The 25,434-nt window shown below is 58.7% G+C and carries 20 protein-coding genes; 18 read left to right on the top strand and 2 right to left on the bottom strand.

Annotated elements, in window-relative coordinates; genetic code table 11:
• Positions 1–87: 87 nt before the first annotated feature.
• The 3 genes from ACP7E0_RS16875 to exoR all read left to right on the top strand — a co-directional run bounded on the left by ACP7E0_RS16875 (position 88) and on the right by exoR (position 6,002).
• On the top strand, positions 88–2,928 hold the full coding sequence (locus tag ACP7E0_RS16875) for a valine--tRNA ligase (protein WP_426126200.1): 2,841 nt from the start codon (positions 88–90) through the stop codon (positions 2,926–2,928).
• A gap of 480 nt (positions 2,929–3,408) precedes the next feature.
• Positions 3,409–4,629 (top strand): OmpP1/FadL family transporter, encoded by a 1,221-nt coding sequence (locus ACP7E0_RS16880; RefSeq protein ID WP_426126201.1) that lies wholly within the window; start codon positions 3,409–3,411, stop codon positions 4,627–4,629.
• A gap of 569 nt (positions 4,630–5,198) precedes the next feature.
• Positions 5,199–6,002: an exopolysaccharide production regulator ExoR gene (gene exoR, locus ACP7E0_RS16885; RefSeq protein WP_113315728.1), complete on the top strand. Its 804-nt coding sequence runs from the start codon at positions 5,199–5,201 to the stop codon at positions 6,000–6,002.
• Positions 6,003–6,015: 13 nt separating this feature from the next.
• Here exoR and xth read toward each other — a convergent pair whose 3' ends face one another.
• Positions 6,016–6,804, bottom strand: coding sequence for an exodeoxyribonuclease III (xth, locus tag ACP7E0_RS16890; protein ID WP_426126202.1), 789 nt, complete (start codon positions 6,802–6,804; stop codon positions 6,016–6,018).
• Between the two features lie 144 nt (positions 6,805–6,948).
• Between xth and ACP7E0_RS16895 the strand changes: the two genes are divergently transcribed.
• Positions 6,949–8,409, top strand: coding sequence for a phospholipase D-like domain-containing protein (locus tag ACP7E0_RS16895; protein WP_426126203.1), 1,461 nt, complete (start codon positions 6,949–6,951; stop codon positions 8,407–8,409).
• A 15-nt stretch (positions 8,410–8,424) separates the two neighbouring features.
• Here the strand turns inward: ACP7E0_RS16895 and erpA are convergent, their stop codons facing one another.
• A complete protein-coding gene (gene erpA, locus ACP7E0_RS16900) occupies positions 8,425–8,757 on the bottom strand; it encodes an iron-sulfur cluster insertion protein ErpA (protein WP_113315730.1) in 333 nt (110 codons plus the stop codon).
• 210 nt (positions 8,758–8,967) lie between these two features.
• On the opposite strand from erpA, the gene ACP7E0_RS16905 reads away from it, so the two are divergent.
• The 14 genes from ACP7E0_RS16905 to ACP7E0_RS16970 all read left to right on the top strand — a co-directional run bounded on the left by ACP7E0_RS16905 (position 8,968) and on the right by ACP7E0_RS16970 (position 25,381).
• Positions 8,968–10,185 carry a deoxyguanosinetriphosphate triphosphohydrolase gene (locus ACP7E0_RS16905; protein ID WP_426126204.1) on the top strand — a complete coding sequence of 406 codons (1,218 nt, stop codon included), beginning with the start codon at positions 8,968–8,970 and terminating at the stop codon, positions 10,183–10,185.
• Positions 10,186–10,290: 105 nt separating this feature from the next.
• Complete coding sequence (gene argS, locus ACP7E0_RS16910) at positions 10,291–12,051, top strand: arginine--tRNA ligase (RefSeq protein WP_426126205.1); 1,761 nt, start codon at positions 10,291–10,293, stop codon at positions 12,049–12,051.
• 62 nt (positions 12,052–12,113) lie between these two features.
• Positions 12,114–15,041, top strand: coding sequence for an SPOR domain-containing protein (locus ACP7E0_RS16915; RefSeq protein ID WP_426126206.1), 2,928 nt, complete (start codon positions 12,114–12,116; stop codon positions 15,039–15,041).
• 145 nt (positions 15,042–15,186) lie between these two features.
• Entirely contained in the window at positions 15,187–16,203 is a 1,017-nt protein-coding gene (nagZ, locus tag ACP7E0_RS16920) for a beta-N-acetylhexosaminidase (protein WP_426126207.1), read from the top strand.
• A 52-nt stretch (positions 16,204–16,255) separates the two neighbouring features.
• The gene (locus tag ACP7E0_RS16925) at positions 16,256–17,104 is read left to right on the top strand and encodes a segregation and condensation protein A (RefSeq protein WP_426126351.1); all 849 of its coding nucleotides are present in this window, start codon (positions 16,256–16,258) and stop codon (positions 17,102–17,104) included.
• Complete coding sequence (scpB, locus tag ACP7E0_RS16930; protein WP_426126208.1) at positions 17,097–17,831, top strand: SMC-Scp complex subunit ScpB; 735 nt, start codon at positions 17,097–17,099, stop codon at positions 17,829–17,831. Before ACP7E0_RS16925 ends, scpB begins: the two co-directional genes overlap by 8 nt.
• A gap of 235 nt (positions 17,832–18,066) precedes the next feature.
• Complete coding sequence (locus ACP7E0_RS16935) at positions 18,067–18,273, top strand: twin-arginine translocase TatA/TatE family subunit (RefSeq protein WP_113243598.1); 207 nt, start codon at positions 18,067–18,069, stop codon at positions 18,271–18,273.
• Positions 18,274–18,345: 72 nt separating this feature from the next.
• Complete coding sequence (gene tatB, locus ACP7E0_RS16940; protein WP_426126209.1) at positions 18,346–18,990, top strand: Sec-independent protein translocase protein TatB; 645 nt, start codon at positions 18,346–18,348, stop codon at positions 18,988–18,990.
• The gene (gene tatC / locus ACP7E0_RS16945) at positions 18,987–19,805 is read left to right on the top strand and encodes a twin-arginine translocase subunit TatC (RefSeq protein WP_426126210.1); all 819 of its coding nucleotides are present in this window, start codon (positions 18,987–18,989) and stop codon (positions 19,803–19,805) included. The genes tatB and tatC overlap by 4 nt, the downstream gene beginning before the upstream one ends.
• 70 nt (positions 19,806–19,875) lie before the next feature.
• A complete protein-coding gene (serS, locus tag ACP7E0_RS16950) occupies positions 19,876–21,159 on the top strand; it encodes a serine--tRNA ligase (protein ID WP_426126211.1) in 1,284 nt (427 codons plus the stop codon).
• Between the two features lie 25 nt (positions 21,160–21,184).
• A complete protein-coding gene (surE, locus tag ACP7E0_RS16955; protein ID WP_426126212.1) occupies positions 21,185–21,955 on the top strand; it encodes a 5'/3'-nucleotidase SurE in 771 nt (256 codons plus the stop codon).
• Positions 21,952–22,605 carry a protein-L-isoaspartate(D-aspartate) O-methyltransferase gene (locus tag ACP7E0_RS16960; RefSeq protein WP_426126213.1) on the top strand — a complete coding sequence of 218 codons (654 nt, stop codon included), beginning with the start codon at positions 21,952–21,954 and terminating at the stop codon, positions 22,603–22,605. The genes surE and ACP7E0_RS16960 overlap by 4 nt, the downstream gene beginning before the upstream one ends.
• A gap of 298 nt (positions 22,606–22,903) precedes the next feature.
• Positions 22,904–23,560, top strand: a complete 657-nt coding sequence (locus ACP7E0_RS16965; RefSeq protein ID WP_426126214.1) for a biotin biosynthesis protein BioC — start codon at positions 22,904–22,906, stop codon at positions 23,558–23,560.
• A gap of 288 nt (positions 23,561–23,848) precedes the next feature.
• Entirely contained in the window at positions 23,849–25,381 is a 1,533-nt protein-coding gene (locus tag ACP7E0_RS16970) for a peptidoglycan DD-metalloendopeptidase family protein (RefSeq protein WP_426126215.1), read from the top strand.
• Positions 25,382–25,434: the final 53 nt, after the last annotated feature.

Raw genomic sequence — 25,434 nt, forward strand, 5'->3', positions numbered from 1 at the left:
TGGCGGCTTTTTTGCTGTTATTGTTGACAGCAATGCCCCGTTCCGATTTACAAACCACCGATATCAATCAGCAAGTTTGGCTCCAAAATGCTTGAAAAAACCTATGATTCCGCCGCTGTCGAACCGCGCATCGCCAAGATTTGGGATGACGAGGACGCCTTCCGCGCAGGTGCTGGGGCAAAACCGGGTGCCGAAAGCTTCTGCGTGGTCATCCCGCCGCCAAACGTGACAGGCTCGCTGCATATGGGCCACGCGCTGAACAATACGCTGCAGGACATCATGGTCCGCTTCGAGCGCATGCGCGGCAAGGATGTGCTCTGGCAGCCCGGCATGGACCATGCCGGCATTGCGACGCAGATGGTGGTCGAGCGTAAGCTGATGGAGCGCCAGCAGCATCGCCGTGAGATGGGCCGTGACGCCTTCATCGACAAGGTCTGGGAATGGAAAGCCGAATCCGGCGGGCTGATCTTCAATCAGCTCAAACGTCTCGGTGCCTCGTGCGACTGGTCGCGCGAGCGCTTCACCATGGACGAGGGGCTATCGAAGGCCGTCCTCGAAGTCTTTGTCTCGCTCTACAAGGATGGCCTGATCTACAAGGACAAGCGTCTGGTCAACTGGGACCCGAAGCTCCTGACCGCGATCTCTGATCTGGAGGTCGAGCAGATCGAGATGACCGGTAGCCTCTGGCATCTGCGCTATCCACTGGAAGAGGGCGTCACCTACCAGCACCCGATCGCCTTTGGCGAGGACGGCAAGGCGACGGAATGGGAAACGCGCGACTATCTGGTCGTTGCGACCACCCGGCCGGAAACCATGCTGGGCGATACCGGCGTCGCGGTTCATCCGGATGACGAGCGCTATAAGGCCATCGTCGGCAAGCATGTCGTGCTGCCGCTGGTTGGCCGCCTCATCCCGATCGTCGCCGACGAATATCCGGACCCGACGGCCGGAACCGGCGCCGTCAAGATGACGCCGGCGCATGACTTCAACGACTTCGAGGTCGGCAAGCGCCGCCATCTGCGCCAGGTCAACATCCTGACGATCGATGGCCACATCACACTTGCCGGCAACGAGGATTTCCTTGAAGGCCTGCCGGCGTCCGATGAACTGGAAGCCTTGGTCTCGGCACTCGACGGCGTCGAGCGTTTTGCTGCGCGCAAGGTGATCGTGACGATGTTCGAGGAGCGGGGCCTGCTCGACAAGATCGAGCCCCACAAGCACACCGTTCCGCACGGCGACCGCGGCGGCGTTCCGATCGAACCCCGTTTGACCGAACAGTGGTATGTCGATGCCAAGACGCTCGCCAAGCCTGCGATCGCGTCCGTACGCGAGGGCCGGACCAACTTTGTTCCAAAGAACTGGGAAAAGACCTACTTCGAATGGATGGAAAACATCCAGCCCTGGTGCGTTTCCCGGCAATTGTGGTGGGGTCACCAGATCCCGGCCTGGTACGGCCCGGATGGTCAGGTCTTCGTTGAAAAGACCGAGGAAGAGGCGCTACACGCCGCTATCCAGCACTATCTCTCGCATGAAGGGCCAATGAAGGCCTATGTCGAGGATCTGCTGGAGAATTTCCGGCCTGGAGAAATCCTCGTTCGCGACGAAGACGTGCTCGACACGTGGTTTTCCTCGGCTCTTTGGCCGTTCTCGACGCTCGGCTGGCCGGACAAGACCCCGGAACTGGACAAGTATTATCAGACCGATGTTTTGGTGACGGGCTTTGATATCATCTTCTTCTGGGTCGCCCGGATGATGATGATGGGTCTGCATTTCATGAAGGACAGCGACGGTACCCCCGTCGAGCCGTTCCATACGGTCTATGTGCATGCTCTGGTTCGCGACAAGAACGGCGCGAAGATGTCGAAGTCCAAGGGCAACGTCATCGATCCGCTCGACCTGATCGACGAGTATGGTGCCGATTCGTTGCGGTTCACGCTGGCGATCATGGCGGCGCAGGGGCGCGATGTGAAACTCGATCCGGCCCGCATTGCCGGCTATCGCAACTTTGGTACCAAGCTGTGGAATGCGACGCGCTTTGCCGGCATGAACGGCGTTGCCAACGATCCGAAGTTCGTGCCTGAAACCTGCTCCCTGACCATCAACCGCTGGATTCTCACGGAGCTTTCGCGCACGATCCGTGACGTGACTGAGGCGATCGAGAACTATCGCTTCAATGAAGCCGCCGGCAGCCTGTACCGGTTTGTCTGGAACCAGGTCTGCGATTGGTACCTGGAGCTGCTGAAGCCTGTCTTCGGCGGTGATGATGAGGCTGGAAAGGCTGAATCGCGGGCCTGCGTCGCCTATGTCCTCGATGAGACCTATAAGCTCTTGCATCCGTTCATGCCGTTCATGACGGAAGAGTTGTGGGCGCAGACGGCAGGCGAGGGCAAGGTACGTGACAGCCTGCTTTGCCACGCGGATTGGCCGGTTGCTTCCTATGCCGATAATGCGGCGGCCGATGAGACCAACTGGCTGATCGATCTCGTATCGGGCATCCGCTCGGTCCGCTCCGAGATGAACGTTCCGGCTGCTGCCATTGCGCCGCTGGTGGTGGTCGAGGCCAACATGCTGACCAGGGAACGTCTGGAGCGCCATGCAGCGGCCATCCGCCGGTTGGCACGCGTCGATGCGATCGACCTTGCTGCTACGGCGCCGAAGGGAAGCGCTCAGATCGTCGTCGGCGAGGCGACCGTTTGCCTGCCGCTTGGCAGCCTGATCGATCTTGCCGCCGAGAAGCTCCGGCTTGAAAAGGCCATCGGCAAGGTTGACCAGGAGCGCGAGCGCATTCTCGGCAAGCTATCGAACGAAAAGTTCGTCGCCAATGCGCGTCCCGATGTTGTCGATGCCGAGCGTGATCGTCTGGCCGAACTTGACGGCCAGAAACTTTCGCTTGGTGTGGCATTGGCAAGGGTCGCTGATGCTGGTTGACGGCCAATAGCAGAGACCGGGATTTACGAGGCGGTTTCGACCTCGTTGTCATCAAGTGCAGTGCTGAAATGAAGAAAAAAGGGGCGGCGCCAGTCGCCCTTTTTTTCTTGAATATGATTCCATTTTGCGGAATTGCATGCTTTTCGCGCCGGCATGCGTGCCAGTTGCGCCGTTGGTGCCCCATATTTCAACTCCAAGGCGCCTAGACGTCAAAAAGCGGCATTGTTGTGTCGAAGTTACACTTTGATGTTTCAATGGAAGAATATTCCATTCCATTGAGTGCTCGATTGTTCTTGCGGAATTTAATTCCGATTTTGCCAATAATTTGGTTGTTCAAGGTTTTCTTACGTAAATTTTTAGTGATCTCGCGTCACTGGCCGCTAGATCTAGGTATTTGCCATTAACTGTTCGCAGCCGATACTTTCGTTTCAGCGGCTGGCGTATGCGTCGGCCAAAGATCTGTGTTCAGGGGAGGAACGGATGGTTTACAACAAAATGAAGGCTGCGATGACGGCGGCAATTGCTGTCTTGCTCAGCACCACGGCGGCTAACGCCGGTGGTCTCGAGCGCGGCGGCTACAATATCGACCTGCTGTTCGATCCGTCGACCTATGCTGCGGAAGCTGCGGCAACATACGTCAATCCGCAGCGCGATCTTGATAATGTCGTCGATATCAACCCGGCCAACGGCATTGGCTCAAATGGGCTAGGTGCCGGTGAAACTAATGGTGTGAGAGAAACAGAAGGCTACTGGGTTCCCCGCATCGGTGTAAAAGCAGGAATCGGCGATAATGTAGATTGCATGGCTGATTATTCGCAGCCTTGGGGTGCTCACACCAAGCCAGGTGCGAACTGGATGGGCGCAAATGACAACATTGAAACGAAAGTAGAGAGCGACAACTACGCTGCCACTTGCTCGTATAAATGGGATGTGGGCAAAGGACAATTCCGCATCATTGGCGGCGCCTTCTATCAAGAAGTTGGTGGCTTTAAAGAACGACTCGTCGCCCCTGATTTCGCTGTTCCAGGCAATGGTGTTGGTCGTCTTGAACTCGAAGGCAGCGGCTGGGGCTGGCGTACGGGTATTGCATATGAAATTCCTGAATATGCTGTTCGCGCAAGCCTAGTCTACAACAGTGCTGTTGACCTCGATAATCTCGATGGATTTATCGATCTGACGCAGGTTGGTTTGACGAAGTATGACGTTTCCGGTTTTGCCAGCATGCCGGATTCGCTTGAATTGAAGGTGCAGTCGGGTATAGCTCCTGATTGGCTGGCATTCGGTTCCGTAAAGTGGACAGACTGGAGCCAGTTGCAGGTTCTTAAATTTTGCCCTGGCAACGTTTCTGCAGCAACCCCTTGTACTAGCCTCGATCTGCTTTACCGTGATGGTTGGACTGTTAGTGGCGGCGTGGGACATAAATTCAACGACAAGTGGAGCGGTGCTGTTAGTCTCACATGGGACCGCGGTACCAGTCATGGTTACGGCACGCAGACGGATACTTGGACAATCGGCACTGGTGTTTCTTACGCACCGACTGAAAATGTCGAGTTAAAGCTTGCTGGTGCCGTTGGCCTTTTGACCAGCGGAACCTCGGGGCCCACCACCTACAACGGTGAGGTTATCGGCAAGGAAGTCAGGTACAGCTTTGGCAATGACTTCGTCAGCGCCATCTCGACGTCGCTGAAGGTCAAGTTCTGATCATCGGAAGTCAATCCAGAAAGCCCGGTGTTCGCATCGGGCTTTTTTGTGCCTGTTTGTTTGCGACTGATGGCGTCTGCGGGGCGGCCCGGGCAGATGCTCGCCGTTTTCCATGGTTTCGTGACCAGGAATTTCAATGGCCGGACCCGGCTTTTTCGTGTTTCCCACGTAACGTTTTGTGACGATTCAGCAACACATTCTTTCTATAGTCTGTGACGGGCAGCGGGGAGGCGATTATGTCTATTTCCCGCCACAAACTAGGAGCACCGATGGTCTTGACAAACGTGCCAGTAAGTTTTGAGCATGCGGCGTTTGAGGTAAGATGAGTCATTGCATTTTCGAAAAAATCCATGTTTCCCCTGATGTTACGTGGCTCTGCAGCAGCTTTCGCAAGTTGCTTGGATGGCCGCAGGGGTGCGTAGTGGATGGTACGGCCGGGCGGGCCGTACTCTTGCCGGAAACGCTGACTATTGTTGGGAAACTGACCCGATGAACGGTGTTGACCGCAGAAGGCTCATTTGGACTGGCACTGACTGGCTTTTGGGTTTGAACGGAAGAAATAGACTATCATGCTGATACGTGGTTACCGGTCTTTGACATTTCTTGTTCTTGGGGTTGCGCTCGCTGTGGCTGCGCAGGGGCGCACAGCCTATGCATTTGATCCGGATGCTGGCGTCACCAAGGAATCGGGTCCTTTTGCTCTCTTCAAGTTCGGTTTCTCCGCCTACAAGAACGGCCGTAAGGACGAGGCCGTCGAAGCGTATCGCTATGCCGCTGAAAAGGGCCATACGGGCTCCCGCTGGGCGCTGGCCAATATGTATGCCTATGGTGATGGCGTCGCCGAAAACGATCTGGAAGCCTTCAAGATTTACAGCGAGATCGCCGAGAAGGGCGTCGAGCCCGGCTCCGAGGATACCGGCTATTTCGTCAATGCGCTGATCTCTCTGGCCGGCTACTATCGCCGTGGCATTCCCGACAGCCCGGTGAAAAGCGATCTCAGCCAGGCCCGGCAGCTGTATTTTCAGGCCGCATCCACCTTTGGCGTTTCCGAAGCGCAGTTCCAACTGGCGAAAATGCTGCTCTCGGGCGATGGCGGCAGCGTCAATGTTCAGCAAGCGAAGAAATGGCTCAACCGCGCCCGCAAGAATGGTCATGCCGGTGCCATGGGTGTGTTCGGCAACGTGATCTTCCAGGAAGGTCAGACGGCACGTGGGCTGGCCTATATGACCGCAGCACTTGACCAGTGTACCCCGAAGGAAAGGCCGTGGCTGCAATCCCTGCAGGAACAGGCCTTCTCGATTGCCAATGAAGACGACCGCCGCAAGGCCGTCGCCATGGCACACAACATTCACCTCGACAGTGACAGCGACTGAGGCGGCAAACGCCTTACGCCGCGAAATTGAACTCCGCCGCTACTGGCACATGGTCAGACGGCTTTTCCCATGCGCGCACATGCTTCTCGATATCCGTCGAGATCAGTCTGTCGGCCGCTTCCGGCGACAGCATCAGGTGATCGATGCGGATCCCAAAATTCTTCGGCCAGCAACCGGCCTGATAATCCCAGAATGTATAGAGCGGCGCGGCATCCGTTGTGGAGCGGACGGCGTCGGTAAATCCCAGGTTTTCCAGCCGACGGAATGCTTGGCGTGAGCGTGGCTGGTAAAGAGCATCGTTTTGCCAGACCTTGACGTCCCAGCAATCATGGGGTTCGGCAATGACGTTGTAGTCGCCGGCAAGAATGAGCGGCTCTTCCAGAGCAAGCCGGCTTTGCGCAAAGGCGTTCAGGCGCTCCATCCAGGAGAGCTTATAGGGATATTTCTCCGTTTCGACCGGATTGCCGTTGGGCAGATAGAGCGAGCAGACGCGGATTGCGCCGCCCTTGACGGAAAATACCCCCTCGATAAACCGCGACTGCTCGTCCGTCTCGTCGCCCGGCAAGCCGCGATTGATTTCGTCCGGCTTAAGCTTTGACAGGATGGCGACGCCGTTGAAGCCTTTTTGGCCATGCGTCTCGACATGGTAGCCGAGCGCCTCGATCTCGGCACGCGGAAAGCCTTCGTCCATGGTTTTGATTTCCTGCAGGCAAACGATATCAGGTTGCGATTCCTTCAGCCAGGCCACGAGAACGTCGATGCGGGCCCGAACGCCGTTGATGTTCCAGGTAACGATTTTCATGCGGATGACGTCCTTTTGTCTGGTGGCGCAAAGCCTGCATCCCTTTTAGCGCCGGAGGATTTTTTTGACAAACCCGATGCGGCCGAAAGCCGTTAAAGACGCGGCTGAATTGCTTCCTGATCCCGGCCCGTTATAGTCCGCAGCATGATCGATCTGCTGACAACCTATTGGCCGCATATCCTGGCGGTACTCTCCATCATCCTTGGTGTTCCGGCCGCCATTCACGCGACGATGACCAAGGACGAGGTGCGCTCCGCGCTTGGCTGGGTTGGTGTCATCCTGCTGTCGCCGATCATTGGTGCGTTGATCTACGCGATTGCCGGCATCAACCGTATCCGCCGCTCGTCGATTGGGCAGCAGCGGTCGCTGTTCCGCGAGCGTGGGCCGGATGCGATGGGCAAGTTCGACATTTCCAGCACGGTGGTGGCCGAGCGGTTCGGACAGCGATTCGGCGCGATGAAACTGCTCGGGGATCGTGTCAGCCGGCATCGCATGTGCGGTGGAAATGGCATCACGATCCTGGAGGGTGGTGATGCTGCCTATGCGATGATGCTGGAGCAGATCGGTAGCGCAACACGTTCTATCCTTCTCGAAACCTATATTTTCGATCGCGATCCAATCGGGTTGCGCTTCGCTGATGCCTTGATCGCCGCAGCTAAACGCGGTGTCGCCGTGCGGGTGCTCATCGATGCCGTTGGTGCGCGCTATTCGGTGCCAAGCATTGTCGGTTACCTGCAGCAGGGCGGCGTCACGGTCAAAGTCTTCAACGGTAACATCATCGTGGGGCTGCGGCTTCCCTATGCCAACCTGCGTACCCACCGGAAAATTCTCGTCGTCGATGGCTCGGTCGCCTTTACCGGCGGTATGAATATCCGCTCGGGTTTTACGGGCGAGTTTGCTGGCGTAGGGCAGGCGGGGGACACGCATTTTCGCGTATCGGGTCCAGTCGTTGCCGATCTCTTCCAGGTAGCGTCCGAAGACTGGCAGTTTGCCAGCCGCCAAGCGCTGGACGGTGAAGCATGGAAAATCTCGGTGGCGCCCCCCCTTCAGAAACCCACCATGCTGATGCGAGCTGTGCCCTCCGGGCCGGACCGCGCCAACGAATCCAATCACAAGATGATGATGGGAGCTTTTTCCGTCGCCAGACGGAATATCCGCATCATGTCGCCCTATTTCCTGCCTGACCGGGAGTTGATCAGCGCTCTGGTCACAGCGGCAATGCGCGGCGTCGAGGTCGATATCATCGTGCCTGCCGTCAACAACCTGGTGTTGGTGGACCGGGCGATGACGGCGCAGTTCGACCAGACCTTGAAAGGGGGATGCCGTATCTGGCGTTCCACAGGTGCGTTCAATCACTCCAAGCTGATGACTGTTGATGACCGCTGGGCCTATGTCGGCTCCTCCAATCTCGATCCACGTTCGCTGCGGCTCAATTTCGAGATCGATCTGGAGGTGCTGGACGCCGGCTTTGCTGTCGCCGTCGGGCATAGGCTCCAGGCCGTGTTGAGCAGTGCCGAGCCAGTGACACTGGCCGATCTGCGTGCGAAGCCGTTTATGACCCGCCTGCTCAACAAGATATTCTGGTTGGGGTCGCCCTATCTCTAGGACAATAGGCTATGGTCAGACGGAGAAACTCGTACCGCAGCCGCAGCTTGCAACAGCATTCGGGTTTTTGATCTGGAAGGACTGACCGAGCAGGTTATCGACGAAGTCGATTTCGGAGCCGCTCATATAGACCAGCGACATGCTGTCGATCAGAACCTTGGCCTCGCCCTTTTCGAGGATAAGGTCATCGTCATCGGCATCGCCGACCAGATCGAACTTGTAGGAAAAGCCGGAACATCCGCCGCCTTCGACGGAAACGCGCATGGCCTTTTTCTCTGCATCCGATTTCAGGATCACGGCAATGCGTTTTGCCGCCGAGTCCGAGAGAGTTACGGTTTCTATCGTCATATCTACCTCCTACCGGGGTCAAGAACCGGAGAGATTCGCTGTTTACATCACCCGTTGTCCAAATAGTGCCGACGGACGGGAAGGATCAGTTGCGCGGCAAATCCTTGTTTTCGTTCAAGGTCACGAGCGATTTCCACTCGGTGCTTTCCTGCAGCGCCCACTATAGGTATGAAGGCTTTAATACCGCGTCAATGGGATGCTGAACGGGAAATGACATTGGACAGACATGCGCTTGGTTTCGGTGCGGGTGAACGCGCGATTTTCGCCTCGGATCCGTGGGCTAGCCGCGGCCGGCTTTATCCCGAAACCGGCAGCCCGACGCGCTCCGATTTCCAGCGCGACCGCGACCGCATCGTTCACACCACGGCCTTTCGTCGGCTGAAGCACAAGACCCAGGTCTTCATCGCCGCCGATGGCGATCACTATCGTACCCGGCTGACCCATACGATCGAAGTGGCGCAGATCGCCCGCGCGCTCGCCCGGGCAATGCGGCTGGACGAAGATCTCGCCGAAGGCGTCGCCCTGGTTCACGATTTCGGGCACACGCCGTTTGGTCATACGGGCGAGGATGCCCTGCACGAGATGCTCGCGCCCTATGGCGGGTTCGATCACAACGCGCAGTCGCTACGCATCGTCACCAAGCTTGAGCGCCGCTATGCCGAGTTCGACGGCCTCAACCTGACATGGGAGAGCCTGGAAGGGCTGGTCAAGCACAACGGTCCGCTGGTGGCTGAAAATGGCGAGGGTACGCGCGGCCCCGTGCCTCAGCCCATTCTCGACTATTGCGCGCTGCATGATCTGGAGCTCGCGAGTTTTGCCAGCCTCGAGGCTCAGGTTGCCGCGATTGCCGACGATATCGCCTATAACACCCATGATATTGATGATGGACTTCGTTCCGGCTATCTCAAGTTCGAGATGCTGGAGGAAATACCGTTCCTTGCCGGGCTGATGCGCGAGGTCGGTGACCGCTATCCCGGACTGGAAGCCAGCCGTTTCACCCATGAAATCATGCGCCGGCAGATCACCGCCATGGTTGAGGACGTGATCACCGTTGCGCAGGACAATCTCAAGGATATCCGCCCGAAGAGTGCTGCGGACGTGCGCAATGCGGGCAGGGTGATTGCGACGTTCTCCCAGGCCATGGCGGAGACGGACCGGCTGATCAAGAAAATGCTGATGACGCGGATCTACCGCCATCCGGATGTCATGCGGGTGCGCAAGGACGCTGCCCTGATCGTTACCGATCTCTACAAGGCCTTCATGGCCGATCCCCGTGAGATGCTGAAACACTACTGGATTGATCAGATCCCCGGTATGGCAGAACCTGCCAAGGCCCGCCATGTCGGTGACTACCTGGCCGGGATGACCGACACCTATGCAATCTCCGTGCACAGGCGTTTGTTTGACCATACCCCCGATTTGAGGTAGTCACCGCGCCGGTTGGCGGCAGCATCGAGCATATCGGGCTGCCGTTGATGTGAACGATATGAACGCGGCCTCGCGCCTTCGGGCGGAGCTGAGCGGATGGGTGTTATGAATCTTTTCACTGACTTCGGATCAAGAATTAAAAACGTTCTGGAAGTGCTTGATATCGTGCGTGAAAACCGATCGGCGCTTGATTTCAGCCGAATCAGCGTGGAATCGCCGCGTGATGCCAGCCATGGCGATGTCGCGACCAACGCCGCGATGGTGCTCGCCAAGCCGCTCGGCACCAATCCGCGCGCACTGGCCGACCAGATCGTCGCCAAGCTGCAGGAAGACCCGGAAGTCATCGGCGTTTCGGTCGCCGGCCCTGGCTTCATCAACGTCAAGCTTTCGATCGCTTATTGGCAGAAACTGCTGACCGTAATGGTCTCCGAAGGCACGGATTACGGTAGGAGCACCGTTGGGGCCGGCCGCAAGGTCAATGTCGAATATGTCTCTGCCAATCCGACAGGTCCCATGCATGTCGGCCATTGCCGTGGCGCCGTTGTCGGCGACACCCTTGCCAACCTGCTCAAGTTTTCCGGTTACGAGGTGACCAAGGAATATTACATCAACGATGCCGGCTCGCAGATCGATACGCTGGCCCGGTCGGCTTTCCTGCGGTACCGCGAGGCACTGGGTGAAAAGATCGGCGAGATTCCGGCGGGGCTCTATCCCGGCGATTATCTCGTGCCGGTCGGCGAGGCGCTGGTCGCTGAGTACGGCTCAAGCCTGCGGATCATGCCGGAAGACAAGTGGATGCCGCTCGTCAAGGAACGCACCATGGCTGCGATGATGGTGATGATCCGCGAGGATCTAGCGGCTCTCAACGTTCATCACGACGTGTTCTTCTCCGAGCGCACGCTGCATGCGGACGGCGCAACGCCCATTCGCAACGCCATCAACGACCTGACCTTCAAGGGACACGTCTATAAGGGCACATTGCCGCCGCCGAAGGGGCAGTTGCCGGAAGATTGGGAAGACCGGGAGCAGACACTGTTCCGTTCGACGGAAGTCGGCGACGATATCGACCGGCCGCTGATCAAGTCGGATGGTTCCTATACTTACTTCGCTGCCGACGTTGCCTATTTCAAGGACAAGTTCGATCGCGGCTTCAACGAGATGATCTATGTTCTCGGCGCCGACCACGGTGGCTACGTCAAGCGTCTGGAAGCCGTGGCGCGGGCTGTATCCGGCGGCGCTTCGAAGCTGACGGTGTTGCTGTGCCAGTTGGTCAAGCTCTACCGCGATGGCGAACCTGTGAAGATGTCGAAGCGTTCGGGTGATTTCGTCACGCTGCGGGATGTCGTCGAGGAAGTCGGCCGCGATTCGGTGCGGTTCATGATGATCTATCGCAAGAGTTCCGAACCGCTGGACTTCGATTTCGCCAAGGTTACGGAACAGTCGAAGGATAATCCGGTCTTCTACGTGCAGTATGCCCATGCGCGCTGCATGTCGGTTTTCCGGCAGGCGGGGGCGGCTTTCCCGGATATCGATTTCGCCACCGTTGATCTCGCAGGGGCCATCAATGGCAACATCTCTGATTCGAACGAGCTGCAGCTGGTTGCCAAACTGGCAGAATATCCGCGTATTATCGAGGCTGCGGCACTGTCGCAGGAGCCTCATCGGATCGCATTTTACCTTTATGATCTTGCCAGCGCCTTCCACGCGCACTGGAATAAAGGTAAAGAGTCTCCAGAATTACGTTTTGTTAACGATAAAAATGGAGAATTGACTATTGCCAGACTTGGGCTGGTGCGTGCTGTCGCCTCGGTGTTGAAATCGGGCCTGTCTATTACAGGTACCGCTGCACCGGATGAGATGCGATAGTATTGTCACCATTTACCCACAATGCACTGGCAATGACTGGCTAGTAGTTGTGAGTGGAGCGTATGGCAGACAAACAATTGGCACGAAGCGGGACTGCGGATTTCGGCGTTTTGGCGGACGATGATCCCTTGGCAGAACTCGCCCGCATTGTCGGCTATGACAATCGGCCTGCGGTCCAGCAGCTACAGGAACTCGAACGGCATCGCGAGATGGTGAACAGGGAGCCCGTGCTCGCTGAGCCGGTTCTCGATCTCGAAGACGAGCTTCTGCGCGAATTCGATGTCTATGACGCGCCGCAGGCCGTTCCGGCCGTGCACGTGCCGGAGCCGGTTGGTGTCGTCGAGCCCGCTTTTCATGCGCCAGTGGAAAATGAATACGATCAGGTACCTGTAGCTTACATCGAGCCTGCACCCGTCGAGCAATGGCAGGCAGAGCCCGCCGTTGACGCTGCCGAGCCTGTGGCAGAGATCGAGCCTGTTCCTGTCGAAGAGCCGGTTTTCGCGCAGGCCTATACTGTCGAGACGGATGTGCAGGATGATTCGATAGCGCATTCCTGGGCGGAGCCTGCAGCCGCTGCACCTGAAGCCGATAGCGGCTGGGCGGTGGAGCAATGGGAAGAGCCCGGTTTCGATGCAGCCGATCTTGAGCGCGAGCTTGAGTTGTCCATCGGCTATGATGATGCGCCGGCGGTTGAAGACCCGCTGATCGAGGCACGGCATATCGAGCCTGACCAGCACTACGCTGCCGAAATCGCCACGGTCGAGCCGCAGCCGGTTGCTGCCTCCGCTTTGCCGGAGTTTGCTGAGCCTGTCGTTGCTGCGCCCGAAGCTGCGGCGCCGCAGGAGTTGCCGCAATGGCAGCCGGAAGCCCCCGCCGCATCGGGCGACGTTGTGATTTCGTCGCGGGATTCGCACGGCATCGATGCCTTGCTGGCGGACATCGAGCGGTTTCCCGTTCCGGCCACAGCGCCTGTGAAGGCCGCGCCCACGATCGAAACTGCGCGCAAGGTCAACTACCCCTTCACGCCGACATTCAGCCGGGCGACGCCTGTTGCTTCTAATGGCGGTTCCACGTTGCAGAAGGCTTTCGCAACGCCGCTGCCGGCGGCAGTTGTGCCTGCGGCTGTGCTGCCGGCTGTCACAGAAGTGGCCTATCAGGCTCCTGTTGAGCCAGTCGTCGTAGAGGCGGCGCCGGCTCTGAAATCGACTGCCGACCGCGAGCCCGATTTTGACCTCGATACGTTCGAGATTGATCTTTCCGGCCTCGACCTGGATATCGATCCGTCCGAGTTTGAGGTTGCCGCTCGGGAAACCGCTTTTGCGCCGGTCAAGGCTGCTACCGCAGAGCCGGTCGCTGCTCCGGTTATGGCCTCGTATACATCTGCTCCCGAAGTTGCCACCGTTGCAGAAATCGAAGAGCCTGCCAGCGAAGAGCTGGAAAGCGCTCTGCCGTTCGATCCATCGATGATTGCCGAAACGGAAGAAAGCCTGACGACGATTGCGGATCTCAACGTTCCGCAATTACCCGTTGTCGAGCAGGAACGCCCGGCTGTTCATCATACGGACTACGATCTCGACATCGATGCCGAGATGGCGCAACTTTTCGGAACGCCGACCCGTGCAGCGCCGGGCGCGAGCCGGGTTGCGGATAGTGAACACGTTGCCGTCACGCAAGCTGCTGCCCCGGTCCATGCTTCCGGCGCGCCTGTCGAGACCGATTTCGATGAATTCGAAAAGGCCATGGAAGAGGACTTCCGCCTATCGCTGAGCCAGCGGCAGGAAACGGATCCGTCCTCTGATCGCCTGGCTGTTGGTTCCGGCTATGCCGCCAACAACGATTACGATGACGAGCGCCGCGGCTCGGGAAAGCGCCGTCTGGCATTGCTTGCCGCAACGGTCGCCGGCTTGGCGATCTTCGGCGGCGTCGGCGTCTATGCTTTCATGGGCGGCACCGGTTCTGCGCTGTCCGGCGGCGAGCCGAAAATCATCCTGGCGGACAAGTCGCCGGTCAAGATGGTGCCGGTGGAGAAGGGCGGCAAGACCGTTCCGAACCAGGACAAGGCCGTTTACGACCGTGTTGCCGGTGCGCAGGACACCACGCCACAGCAGGGTACGCTGGTTTCCTCCACCGAGGAGCCGATGGACGTGGTTCAGCGGACGCTGACGCCGGAAAATCTGCCAAACGAAGGCGCCGATGACGACCTTCCCGGCGTGATGCCGGTGGATGAAGATGGCAGCGCCCGGCTTTTGCCGGACGGACAGACAGCGGACAATACGGCGTCCGACGCAGAACAGTCACCTGCCGTGTCGCCGCGCAAGGTTCGCACGATGATCGTCAAGCCTGACGGTACGCTGGTCGCCCGCGAGGAACCGGTCGCCGATCCGCAGGCGAATGTTGCCGCCAATAACGGCGATCCGCTGGTCAATGTCGTCAAGACAACGACCTTGACCAGGCCGATTGAGACCGCTTCGACACCGAAGTCGCAGCCGGTGGTGGACCAGCTTGCCGAGCAGGGGCAGAAGAGTGCGCTTGCCGAAGCCGCCGCCGCAACGGTTGATGAAACCGCACCGGTCCGCCCCGTCAAGACGACGGATGTTGCCAATGCCAATCCCGTGCCCCAGACGCGCCCGGCAGCAGAACAGAAGGTTGTCGATACCTTCAAGTCCGATGCGGCTGCAACGCAGCCCACTGCGCAAGCGCAGCCTGCTGCTGAAGCAAAGCCGGTCGAGACTGCCTCGATTGCGCCCGGTACCTATGTAATCCAGATCGCATCGCTGCCGTCTGAAGCCGAAGCCCAGACGTCCTACAAGACGCTTTCCGGCAAGTTCGGCAGTGTCATCGGCGGCAAGGGGGTCGATATCAAGAAGGCGGAAATTGCGGGCAAGGGAACCTATTACCGGGTTCGTATTCCTGCAGGCTCCCGCGATGCCGCCAACGCGATGTGCGCCCAGTACAAGAGCGCCGGCGGCAGCTGCCTGGTGACGCGATAGTCTCATCCAACAAACACGCTGCTGAAGGCGCGGCCCAACGGCCGCGCCTTCAGCATGTGCGGGCTTGGCCACAACAGTTGTGAATGGTGAGGCAAGACGAGAAACTGGCTTTCGCCATGCCGAGCGCTGCGGCTATCATGGCTGCATGACCGAATCAAAAGCATTCATTTCGGGCTGCAAAGGCCTGACCATCACCCCGGACGAAAAGGCCTTCTTTGCGGACGAGCGTCCGTGGGGCTTCATTCTGTTCGGACGCAATATTGGCGAAGCCAACCAGATCGCCGATCTGACGGCCTCCTTGCGCGACAGTATCGGCAATCCCGATGCGCCAGTGCTGATCGACCAGGAAGGCGGCCGCGTCCAGCGCATCCGCCCGCCGATTGTCGCGCAGTATCCGAATGGTGCGGCGATCGGCGAAATCTATCGCCGCGATCGCGAGCAGGGGCTGCGCGCCGCCTGGCTGATGTCGCGCCTGCATGCGTTTGACCTGATGCGGTTCGGCATCACCATCGATTGCCTGCCAGTGCTCGACGTGCCAATCGAAGGCAGCAGCGACGTCATTGGCAATCGCGCCTATGGCTATGATCCCCGCGCCGTTGCGGAAATAGGAGCAGCAGCTGCTGCTGGCCTCAAGGCAGGTGGCATGCTGCCGGTGATGAAGCATATGCCGGGCCATGGCCGGGCCTTTGTCGATTCGCATCACAAGCTGCCGATAGTCGATGTTTCCTTCGACGAACTGGCCAAGAGCGACTTCCTGCCTTTCGTTGCGATGAAGAATGAACTGATGGGCATGTCGGCCCATATCGTTTTCACCGCCATCGATCCGGACAATCCGGCAACGACATCGGCCAAGTTGGTGCGTGACGTCATTCGCGGCCATATTGGTTTCGATGGTCTTTTGATGTCGGACGACGTCTCGATGAATGCGCTTGCAGGCGATATCGAGGCGCGGGCACGCGGCATTATTGCAGCAGGACTCGATCTGGTGTTGCATTGCCATGGCATCATGGATGAAATGCATCAGGTAGCGCGGGTGGTCCCGGTCATTTCCGGAGACAGGCTGCGCCGTGTGAAGGCCGTTGAGGCTGGTTTTGCCAAGCCCGACGCCTCTGACGAGGCAGCGTTGCGGGAAGAATTTAACGGCATGCTGGCTATCGCATAGGAGGCATGGGCTGATTTCAGGGGCAGGGGTAATCGTGAGCAACGCCGGCGACATGCAGAAGAAACCGGTGACAAGGGCGCCGATGGACCCGCTGTGGCAGGATGAGCCCTCCGATCGCGGCCTGCATGAGGAAGAGTTGGTCGTCGATATCGCCGGCTTCGAAGGCCCGCTCGATCTTCTCTTGCATCTCGCCCGCAACCAGCGCGTCGATCTCGCCCGTATTTCCGTGCTGGCGCTTGCCGAGCAGTATATCGCCTTCATCGATCGCGCCCGCAGCATCCGGCTTGAGCTTGCGGCAGATTATCTGGTGATGGCCGCCTGGCTTGCGTTCCTGAAGTCCCGCCTGCTGATCCCCCAGCAGGCAAAGGACGAGGGGCCGTCCGGCGAGGAAATGGCTTCGGCTCTGGCCTTCCGCCTCAAGCGTCTCGAAGCCATGCGCGAGGCAGCGACCCGGCTGATAAACCGCAATCGGCTTGGCCGCGATGTGTTTGCCCGCGGTGCGCCCGAGCATATGCCCGTCGAAAAGAAATCCGCCTTCGAGGCTTCGCTCTACGATCTGCTCAATGCCTATGCGTCGCTGCGCCAGCGCGAGGCGGTGATGCAGGTGACGATCGAGAAGCGGCAGGTCTGGTCGCTTGCCGATGCGCGGCTTCTGCTCGCCCGGCTGATCGGCGATATGGTCGACTGGACGGCGCTTGATCATTTTCTGCTGCGCTACATGACGAGCCCGAAGGAACGCGCCACGGCAATTGCCAGCTCTTTTGCCGCTTCGCTGGAAATGGTGCGCGAAGGGCGCCTCGAAATCCGCCAGGATGGAGCATTCGCGCCGATCTACCTGCGCCAGGGACCGAACCCGCTGACCCCCGAGGGGCTGGCGGCTATGGAGGCGGGGCGTGATTGAGCCGCAAGAGCGTCTGCCGGGCATGATCGAGGAAGAGGACGGCGCAGAGGCAACCACCCTCCTGATTGACCCACGGATCGAACTCGAAGCCGAACGCATCGCCGAGGCTTTGGTTTTCGCCTCGGCCCAGCCGGTCTCAGAGGGCTATATCGACGCGCGCCTGCCACAAGGGGCAGACGTGCGGCGCATCATGATGCGGTTGAAATCCATCTATGCCGGCCGCGGTGTCAATCTGTTGCAGGTCGGCGATTACTGGGCGTTCCGCACAGCCGCCGATCTTTCCTTTGTCGTGCAGGCCGATGAAAACGAGGTACGCAAGCTGTCGCGGGCAGCCCTCGAAGTGCTGGCAATCATTGCCTACCACCAACCGGTGACTCGGGCCGAAATCGAGGATATTCGCGGTGTTCAGACGTCCAAGGGCACGCTCGATGTCCTGATGGAGGCGGGCTGGATCCGTTTTCGCGGCCGCCGGCGTACACCCGGCAGGCCGGTGACATTCGGCAGCACGCGGGACTTCCTCGATCACTTCGGGCTGGAGGAATTGCGCGACCTTCCGGGCCTTGAGGAGTTGAAGGGGGCAGGACTGCTGTCCGGCCGCATTCCGGCCAATTTCCAGATTCCGGTGCCGCTCGGCGATGACGGTTTTGGCGAGGACGAAGATCCGATCACGCAGCTCGATCTGGAAGAACTCGGCCTGCTGCCGCCATCGGGCGGGGACGGCGAATAGCGCTGCGTCCTTATCCTATTCCTTCCACAGGTTGTCTGGTCACGTCCTCGTGAACTTGCGGTCAGAGTGCGCTGGAAAGTTCGGATATTCATACGGTTGGCTGTATCTCCGCCTCAGTCTCGGTGTAAGGATTGCGCGACGGGCACCTTTCCGCTAACCAGCGAAACGGATTGCTGTTTGAAAAAGATGGTTGAACATCTTAAATCGGGGTTACAGGCTTCAAGGGAGTAAGAATATGGGTTCCTTTAGTATCTGGCATTGGCTGATCGTTCTGGTCGTCGTTCTGCTGCTGTTCGGCCGTGGCAAGATCCCCGAACTGATGGGCGACGTTGCCAAGGGCATCAAGAGCTTCAAGAAGGGCATGACCGAAGACGAGACGGCGACAGCCGAAAAGGGCGTCGACGGCAAGACGGTCGAACACAAATCCGACGAAGTCCGCTGATCATGCATTTTGTTCAGGGCCTGACCCAGCGGGGCAGGCCCTGTCGCCTTCGGTTTTGTGGAGTTCCTGAGAATGCTTGATGTCGGCTGGACCGAGCTTGTCGTTATTGCCATCGTTCTGATCATTGTGGTTGGCCCAAAGGATTTGCCACCTATGCTGCGAACCTTTGGTAAGATGATGACGAAGATGCGCGGCATGGCGAACGATTTCCGGCAGCAATTCGACGAAGCACTGAAGGAAGCCGACCTCGACGACGTGCGAAAGACGCTGAGCGATGCACAGAAGCTCAATCCGGCCAACACCATTCGCGAGGCGATGAACCCGCTCAGGCAGATGGGCAACGATATCAAGGCCGATTTGCAGAAGGCGACCGCAGTCGAGAACAAGCCGAGGCAACCGGACGTGCCGGCGCCGTCGGAAGTTTCAGCTGATGCCGTCGTTCCATCGGAGCAGCCGAAGGTCGATCCCGTTGCCGCCGCCGCTATCGCATCCGCAGCCAAGCAGATGGACCGTGCCGCTGAAGCAGAAAAGCCGGCTGAAGCAGAAAAGCCGAAAGCCAAGCGTGTTTCAAGGCCGAAGACGGTGGGAGCCGAAGCCGCTGTTGTGCCAGTTGCGAAAGCGCCGGCGAAAAAGGCGAAGGTGGTCGCTTCTAGTGTTGCGAAAGCGGCCGTCAGCAAGCCAGCTGCCAAGACGACGAAGAAAAGAGGTGACGCATGAGCGGCGATATCGAAGACAAGCCCCAGCCGCTGATGGCGCACCTGATTGAATTGCGCGCGCGCCTGATCTGGGCCGTCGGTGCGTTCTTCGTGGCGTTCCTCGTCTGCTTTTATTTTGCCAAGGGTATCTTCAATATTCTTGTCCAGCCCTTCAAATGGGCTGTCGGCTGGGCCGGGCTCAATCACGGTTCGGTCGAGTTGATCTATACCGCGCCGCAGGAGTTTTTCTTCACGCAGATCAAGGTGGCGATGTTCAGCGCGCTGGTGATCGCGTTTCCGGTGATTGCCTCGCAGGTCTATAAATTCGTGGCGCCGGGCCTCTACAAGAACGAGCGGGCAGCTTTCCTGCCGTTCCTGATCGCCTCGCCGCTGCTGTTCATCCTGGGCGGCTGCCTCGTCTATTTCTTCTTCACGCCGATGGTCATGTGGTTCTTCCTGGCCATGCAGCAGGATGGCGGCGAGGGGCAGGTATCGATCCAGCTTCTTCCCAAGGTGTCCGAATATCTCAGCCTGATCATGTCGCTTATCTTCGCGTTCGGCCTGGTATTTCAGCTGCCGGTCATCACCACGCTTTTGGCGCGCGTTGGTTTCGTGACGGCGGATGGCCTGAAGGCAAAGCGCAAATACGCAATCGTCATAGCGTTCATCGCAGCTGCGATCCTGACGCCGCCGGATCCGGTATCCCAGATCGGCCTTGCCCTGCCAGCCATCCTTCTCTACGAGATTTCCATCTACACGGCCCGACTCATCGAGCGGCAACGGGCGCGCGACGCTGCTGCGCGTGAGGTTGCCGAGGCGGAAGAAAACATCGGCTGATACGCGAGCCGTATCAGCCGATGAGTTCGGGTCTCAGTTTTTACCAAGACCGATCAGGACCTGAACGACCATGCTTGATATCAAATGGATTAGGGACAATGCCGAAGCCCTGGACGCCGCACTCGCAAAGCGCGGCGCCAAGCCCCTGTCGGCTGCACTGATTTCGCTCGATGAAAAGCGCCGCTCCCTCGTTCAGTCGCTGCAGGACATGCAGTCGCGCCGCAATGCCGCCTCCAAGGAAATCGGCGCTGCGATGGCGCAGAAGAACAGCGAGCTTGCCGACAAGCTGAAGGCGGAAGTGGCCGAGTTGAAGACCACGATGCCGGCACTGGAAGAGGAAAACCGGCTGACGGACGCCACCCTCATCGAGGCGCTGTCCAGCATTCCGAATATTCCACTCGACGATGTCCCTGTCGGCAGCGATGAACACGGCAACGTGGTCAAGCACAGCCATGGCCAGAAGCCGGGCTGGAATCACAAGCCGAAGGAACATTTCGAAATCGGCGAAGAGCTCGGCTGGCTCGATTTCGAGGGTGCCGCCAAGATCGCCGGGTCGCGCTTCACCATCGTCAAGGGCCAGCTGGCGCGCCTTGAGCGGGCGCTCGGGCAGTTCATGCTTGACCTGCACACAAGTGAACACGGCTATCTCGAAGTCCAGCCGCCGCTGATGACGCGTGACGAAGCCATGTATGGCACGGGCCAGCTTCCGAAGTTTTCCGAGGACCTGTTCAAGACCACCGATGGCCGCTGGTTGATCCCTACCGCCGAAGTGCCACTGACCAATATGGTGCGCGAACAAATTCTGGACGCTGAAACGCTGCCACTGCGCTTCACGGCACTGACGCCCTGCTTCCGTTCGGAGGCAGGTTCCGCCGGCCGCGACACCCGCGGCATGCTGCGCCAGCATCAATTCAACAAGGTCGAACTCGTCTCGATTACCGATGCCGACAATTCGATCGATGAACATGAGCGCATGACGGCCTGCGCCGAGGAGGTCCTGAAACGCCTTGATCTGCACTACCGGGTGATGACGCTCTGCACGGGCGACATGGGCTTTGGTGCGCGCAAGACCTACGACCTGGAAGTCTGGCTGCCGGGGCAGGATGCCTACCGCGAAATTTCGTCCTGCTCGGTCTGCGGCGATTTCCAGGCGCGGCGGATGAACACCCGCTACCGGGTAAAGGACGACAAGGCCCTGAAGTTTGTTCACACGTTGAACGGTTCGGGTACCGCTGTCGGCCGAGCCTTGATCGCCGTCATCGAAAACTATCTGAATGAAGACGGATCGGTAACCATCCCGGCCGTATTGTTGCCCTATATGGGCGGCCTCACGAAGATCGAAAAGGCCGGTTGAGCCGCGTCTTGCGGCAGGGGTTAAGATGCGAATTCTGCTGACAAATGACGATGGCATCCACGCCGAAGGCCTTGCCGTGCTCAAACGTATTGCCCGGACGATCTCCGAAGACGTCTGGGTGGTGGCACCGGAAACCGACCAGAGCGGCCTTGCACATTCTCTGACCCTGTCGGAGCCTTTGCGGCTGCGGCAGATTTCGGAAAAGCACTTTGCGCTGCGCGGTACGCCGACCGATTGCGTCATCATGGGCGTGCGCAAGGTTCTCGATATCAAGCCGGACCTCATTCTGTCCGGGGTCAACGTCGGCGCCAACATGGCCGATGACGTCACCTATTCCGGCACGATCGCCGGCGCCATCGAAGGCACGCTGCAGGGCATCCGCTCGTTTGCGCTCAGCCAAGCCTATCGCCATGCGGATGGCGGCATTGTTCCGTGGGATGTCGTGGAAACCCATGCGCCAAAACTTCTGAAGAAGCTGATGACGCTCGATCTGCCGGACGGAACATTCCTCAACCTGAACTTTCCCAACTGTTCGGCTGATGCCGTGACCGGTACCGAGGTGACATGCCAGGGAAAGCTTGATTTCGGCCTGTCGATCGATGAGCGCTCTGACGGACGTGGTCATCCCTACTACTGGCTTCGTTTCGGCGAGCGCTTTGGCGATTTCCGGGCGGGAACCGATATCCATGCGATCCGCGAGCACAAGATATCCGTGACGCCGCTGAAGCTCGATCTGACCGATTATGCCGTACAGGATCGGGTTGCCCGCGCGCTTCTCGACGGAGAGGCAGATTGAGCCCGCGCGTCGTTGAGCAGGAGGGGTTTGCAGCCTTGGTGTTGCGCCTGCGGGCTGAGGGCATATCCAACAAGGAGCTGCTCAACGCCGTCGAGCAGACGCCACGTTCGATTTTCACCCCGCCGCAATATCAGGAAAATGCCTATTCCTCACGGCTCGTTCCGCTAGAGTGTGGCGCCTTCATGGAAGGCTTCGATTTTGCCGTGCGGCTTTTGCACTGCCTGAATGTCAAGGCGGGCCAGCGCGTGCTTGAGGTCGGTACCGGCAGCGGGTTTACGGCCGGCGTGATGGGACGGATGGCCGAGCGGGTGCTGAGCATCGAGCGTTACAAGACGCTTGCGACCGGCGCCCAGCGAAACCTTGAAAAGGCCGGTATCCGCAATGTGATCGTCCGCCAAGCGGATGGCAGCATCGGACCGACGGGCGAGGGGACCTTTGACCGCATTCTGGTGACCACAGCATTCTCCAGCTTGCCACGGGTCTTTTCCGATCACCTCGTCTCGGGTGGCATTCTCATTGTGCCCATCATGATGAGCGAAACCGAATGCAAGATCGTCCGGCTGACGCGCACGGGCAGCCGCTTTGATCGTGAAGATCTGTTCGAGGCGCCATATCTGCCGTTCGTTCCGCAAGTTGCTTCATATCTCTGATTGCGAATATTGCTTCGGCCGCGTTTATATCCAAAAAACTTCAAAGAACCCGGCTTTCGCAGGTCGATTCCCGAGATTGTTGCTGCAACGCAGCGCAATGTTTTCCAGCCGAATTTTCTTTATAGTAATTTATCGATGTAAAAACAGGGCGTTAACCTTTCGTTAATAATGGTCAGTTTGGCGCAAGCTTCGGGGCCTAACCGAATTCTGCGCATAAAAGTCATATATCCGAGCTGACCTCTGAAGTGATGCGTGTTTGTCAGTTCTATTCCAGGCGTAGAAACGCAAGGAGCGGCAGATGCAGATCGCGAACAGATTGACCTCGGCGACAGCCGGAGATGGACTGAACAACCTTGCCGGCCGCGCGGCGGTGCAAGGTACATCCGGAAATCGGGAAGATTCCAGTGCATCCGCATCGCTGACCGGCGGCTACGATCCCTCCTCTCGCGTCTCGCTCTCTGCGGAGGCATTGCTGTTTTTGGGGCGGACAAAGCGTGTTCAGGAAAAATACCCGGCGCTGACCAAGGATGAATGGAGCAACAAGCTATCGCCGCAATTGGCCGCCCGCGAATACCAGGCCTTTGGCAAATACAGCGAGACAGGTGACCACAAGGCCTACTATCGCGCCTTTATCGAATACTATGACAACCTTCGGCCGGAAGACCAGAATAGCCTGCGCTATTTCGGCACGCGCGATGCGGCTATCGCCGGCGCGCGTTCGGTCGCATACAGCGACGAAAGTGGCATAGACGGTGGCTCGGCGTTTCAGACGCTCGTCAGCGTTCTGCTCGATGCCGACAAGGTGCAATCGGAATTGACCGCTGTCCAGGATACCGGCGGCATGATCACCGGTGACATGTTCGGCTGGGATAGCGGTACGATCAGTTATGAGGATGTATCGCAGACACGCGGCGCGCTCTCCGAGATCGAGAAGTTCTACCAGGAAAGTTTTTGAGCTCTCGACCTCAGTCAGTTCAGGCTGCCGGGCAAAGGCCACAAACTCTGCCTTGATGACTCCCGAGGCGGCCCATCTACATTTACCGTATTCCGCATTTTACATCGGCTTGGCCCATGTATGCGCCAAGTCACGAGGCCCAGTCGCGAGCGTCCGCGACGGCGGCTTGCGATCATGGTTATCAATTCATCAAAAAAAGTAGAAGCTAATATCGGTTTTAACCGCGCGGTAACTCTAATGCGTTTTAATCATTTTACACCGAGTTGTGTTCCAAGTGGGTAAAGTGTCATGCGTATTAGAGTTTCGTCAAGTGTGGGAAAGTCCGTCGTTCGCCTGCTTGCGGCGGTGTTGCTGGCAAGTGTTGCCACCGGCTGTAGCTCGGATGCATCACGCTTCGGAGGTCTCTTCTCCAAGTCGGATAACCTGACGACCAACTCCATCGCCGGCAGCAATGTTCCCATTCCGCGCAGCGATGTGCAGGGTGGCAGTCTGGCAGCGGCGCCAGTGGGTCAGGTCAATCGTCAAGAGGCGGTCAGTCAGCCATTCCCTGATCCGGTGAACACTGCGTCGGCGCCGGTTTCTCGAGCTCGGGAAGCTTCGACGCCCATCAACGTTCAGCGCGGGGTTCTTGCTGATCCTACGGCTAAAACCCGTGACAGCTCGCTCTCCCAGCCATTCCCAGCGGCGCGTGAAACGGCAAAGGCCGAGCAGAAGCTCAATGCCGATCCGATCTCAACGGCGACGACATCCAAGGGGGGCTGGTCGACAACGAATGCGCCTGCTGTCCTCCTGCGCCAGGGCGATACGGTCGCGACGCTCTCCAAGCGTTTCGGTGTGCCGGAGAAGGAAATCCTCAAGGCTAACGGCCTGACGTCTTCATCCCAGGCGGAACCTGGTCAGCGTATTCTGATCCCGACCTTCGGTGTTGCCGGCAGTGCTGCCAAGGCGTCCGCATCGGACGCTGCCGCCAGCCTTGATGTCGACAAGCAGAAGAATATCCCGGGTCAGCCGGATAGCCGCGACGTGGCAATCCTGCCCGGCCAGTCCCAGTCCCGTGAAAAGGGCGTCAACCGCACCGATATGGCCGCTGGTAAGCAGCCGGTTTCCGGCGATGGCAACGGCCAGGGCGGCACTTATACGGTCAAGGCCGGTGATTCTATCAACCGGATTGCCAAGGCGAACGGTGTATCGGTTGATGCGCTACGCAAGGAAAACGGCCTGACCAGTGCTGCAATCCGCATCGGCCAGACGTTGAAAATTCCGGGTGGCAATGCTTCGGGTGCGGATCAGGTCGTCACGGCGTCTGTTCCGAAGAAGGCCGACGCGAAGGTTGCCAAGGCTGACGGCAACAAGCCGGCCGAATATACGGCGCCTGTCGCCAAGCAGTCGGTGACGGAAGTCGCGTCAAAAGAGGACACGACCGAGGCGTCGCCGAAGGCCACAGGCATCAGCAAATATCGCTGGCCGGTTCGCGGTGCGGTCATTGCCGGCTACGGCGCCAATGTCGAAGGCAATCGTAACGACGGTATCAACATCTCGGTTCCCGAAGGCACGCCGATCAAGGCAGCCGAAAACGGTGTGGTCATCTATTCCGGCAGCAGCCTGAAGGAACTCGGCAATGCCGTTCTGGTTCGCCACGACGACGGCACGGTTACGGTTTACGGCAATGCGTCGGAGCTGAAAGTTCAGCGCGGCCAGAAGATCCAGCGCGGCCAGACGCTGGCAGCATCCGGCATGAGCGGCACGGCGACACAGCCGCAGGTTCACTTCGAGGTGCGCAAGAATGCCAGCGCGGTCAACCCGGCGACGTTCCTCGAGTAGTCTGGCGCCACCATTCACTGAGCAAAAAGAAAAGCCCCGTTTCGGGGCTTTTC

Source organism: Pararhizobium sp. PWRC1-1 (assembly GCF_049897905.1).
In the GTDB taxonomy this organism is placed as follows: Bacteria; Pseudomonadota; Alphaproteobacteria; order Rhizobiales; family Rhizobiaceae; genus Pararhizobium.

Coding starts and splice junctions, on each gene's coding strand:
- ACP7E0_RS16915 (WP_426126206.1), top strand. CDS start 12,114: ATGGCAGACAAACAATTGGCACGAAGCGGGACTGCGGATTTCGGCGTT.
- serS (WP_426126211.1), top strand. CDS start 19,876: ATGCTTGATATCAAATGGATTAGGGACAATGCCGAAGCCCTGGACGCC.
- tatB (WP_426126209.1), top strand. CDS start 18,346: ATGCTTGATGTCGGCTGGACCGAGCTTGTCGTTATTGCCATCGTTCTG.
- tatC (WP_426126210.1), top strand. CDS start 18,987: ATGAGCGGCGATATCGAAGACAAGCCCCAGCCGCTGATGGCGCACCTG.
- ACP7E0_RS16935 (WP_113243598.1), top strand. CDS start 18,067: ATGGGTTCCTTTAGTATCTGGCATTGGCTGATCGTTCTGGTCGTCGTT.
- ACP7E0_RS16925 (WP_426126351.1), top strand. CDS start 16,256: ATGCAGAAGAAACCGGTGACAAGGGCGCCGATGGACCCGCTGTGGCAG.
- ACP7E0_RS16875 (WP_426126200.1), top strand. CDS start 88: ATGCTTGAAAAAACCTATGATTCCGCCGCTGTCGAACCGCGCATCGCC.
- ACP7E0_RS16965 (WP_426126214.1), top strand. CDS start 22,904: ATGCAGATCGCGAACAGATTGACCTCGGCGACAGCCGGAGATGGACTG.
- ACP7E0_RS16895 (WP_426126203.1), top strand. CDS start 6,949: ATGATCGATCTGCTGACAACCTATTGGCCGCATATCCTGGCGGTACTC.
- argS (WP_426126205.1), top strand. CDS start 10,291: ATGAATCTTTTCACTGACTTCGGATCAAGAATTAAAAACGTTCTGGAA.
- xth (WP_426126202.1), bottom strand. CDS start 6,804: ATGAAAATCGTTACCTGGAACATCAACGGCGTTCGGGCCCGCATCGAC.
- exoR (WP_113315728.1), top strand. CDS start 5,199: ATGCTGATACGTGGTTACCGGTCTTTGACATTTCTTGTTCTTGGGGTT.
- ACP7E0_RS16880 (WP_426126201.1), top strand. CDS start 3,409: ATGGTTTACAACAAAATGAAGGCTGCGATGACGGCGGCAATTGCTGTC.
- erpA (WP_113315730.1), bottom strand. CDS start 8,757: ATGACGATAGAAACCGTAACTCTCTCGGACTCGGCGGCAAAACGCATT.
- ACP7E0_RS16905 (WP_426126204.1), top strand. CDS start 8,968: ATGACATTGGACAGACATGCGCTTGGTTTCGGTGCGGGTGAACGCGCG.
- ACP7E0_RS16970 (WP_426126215.1), top strand. CDS start 23,849: ATGCGTATTAGAGTTTCGTCAAGTGTGGGAAAGTCCGTCGTTCGCCTG.
- surE (WP_426126212.1), top strand. CDS start 21,185: ATGCGAATTCTGCTGACAAATGACGATGGCATCCACGCCGAAGGCCTT.
- nagZ (WP_426126207.1), top strand. CDS start 15,187: ATGACCGAATCAAAAGCATTCATTTCGGGCTGCAAAGGCCTGACCATC.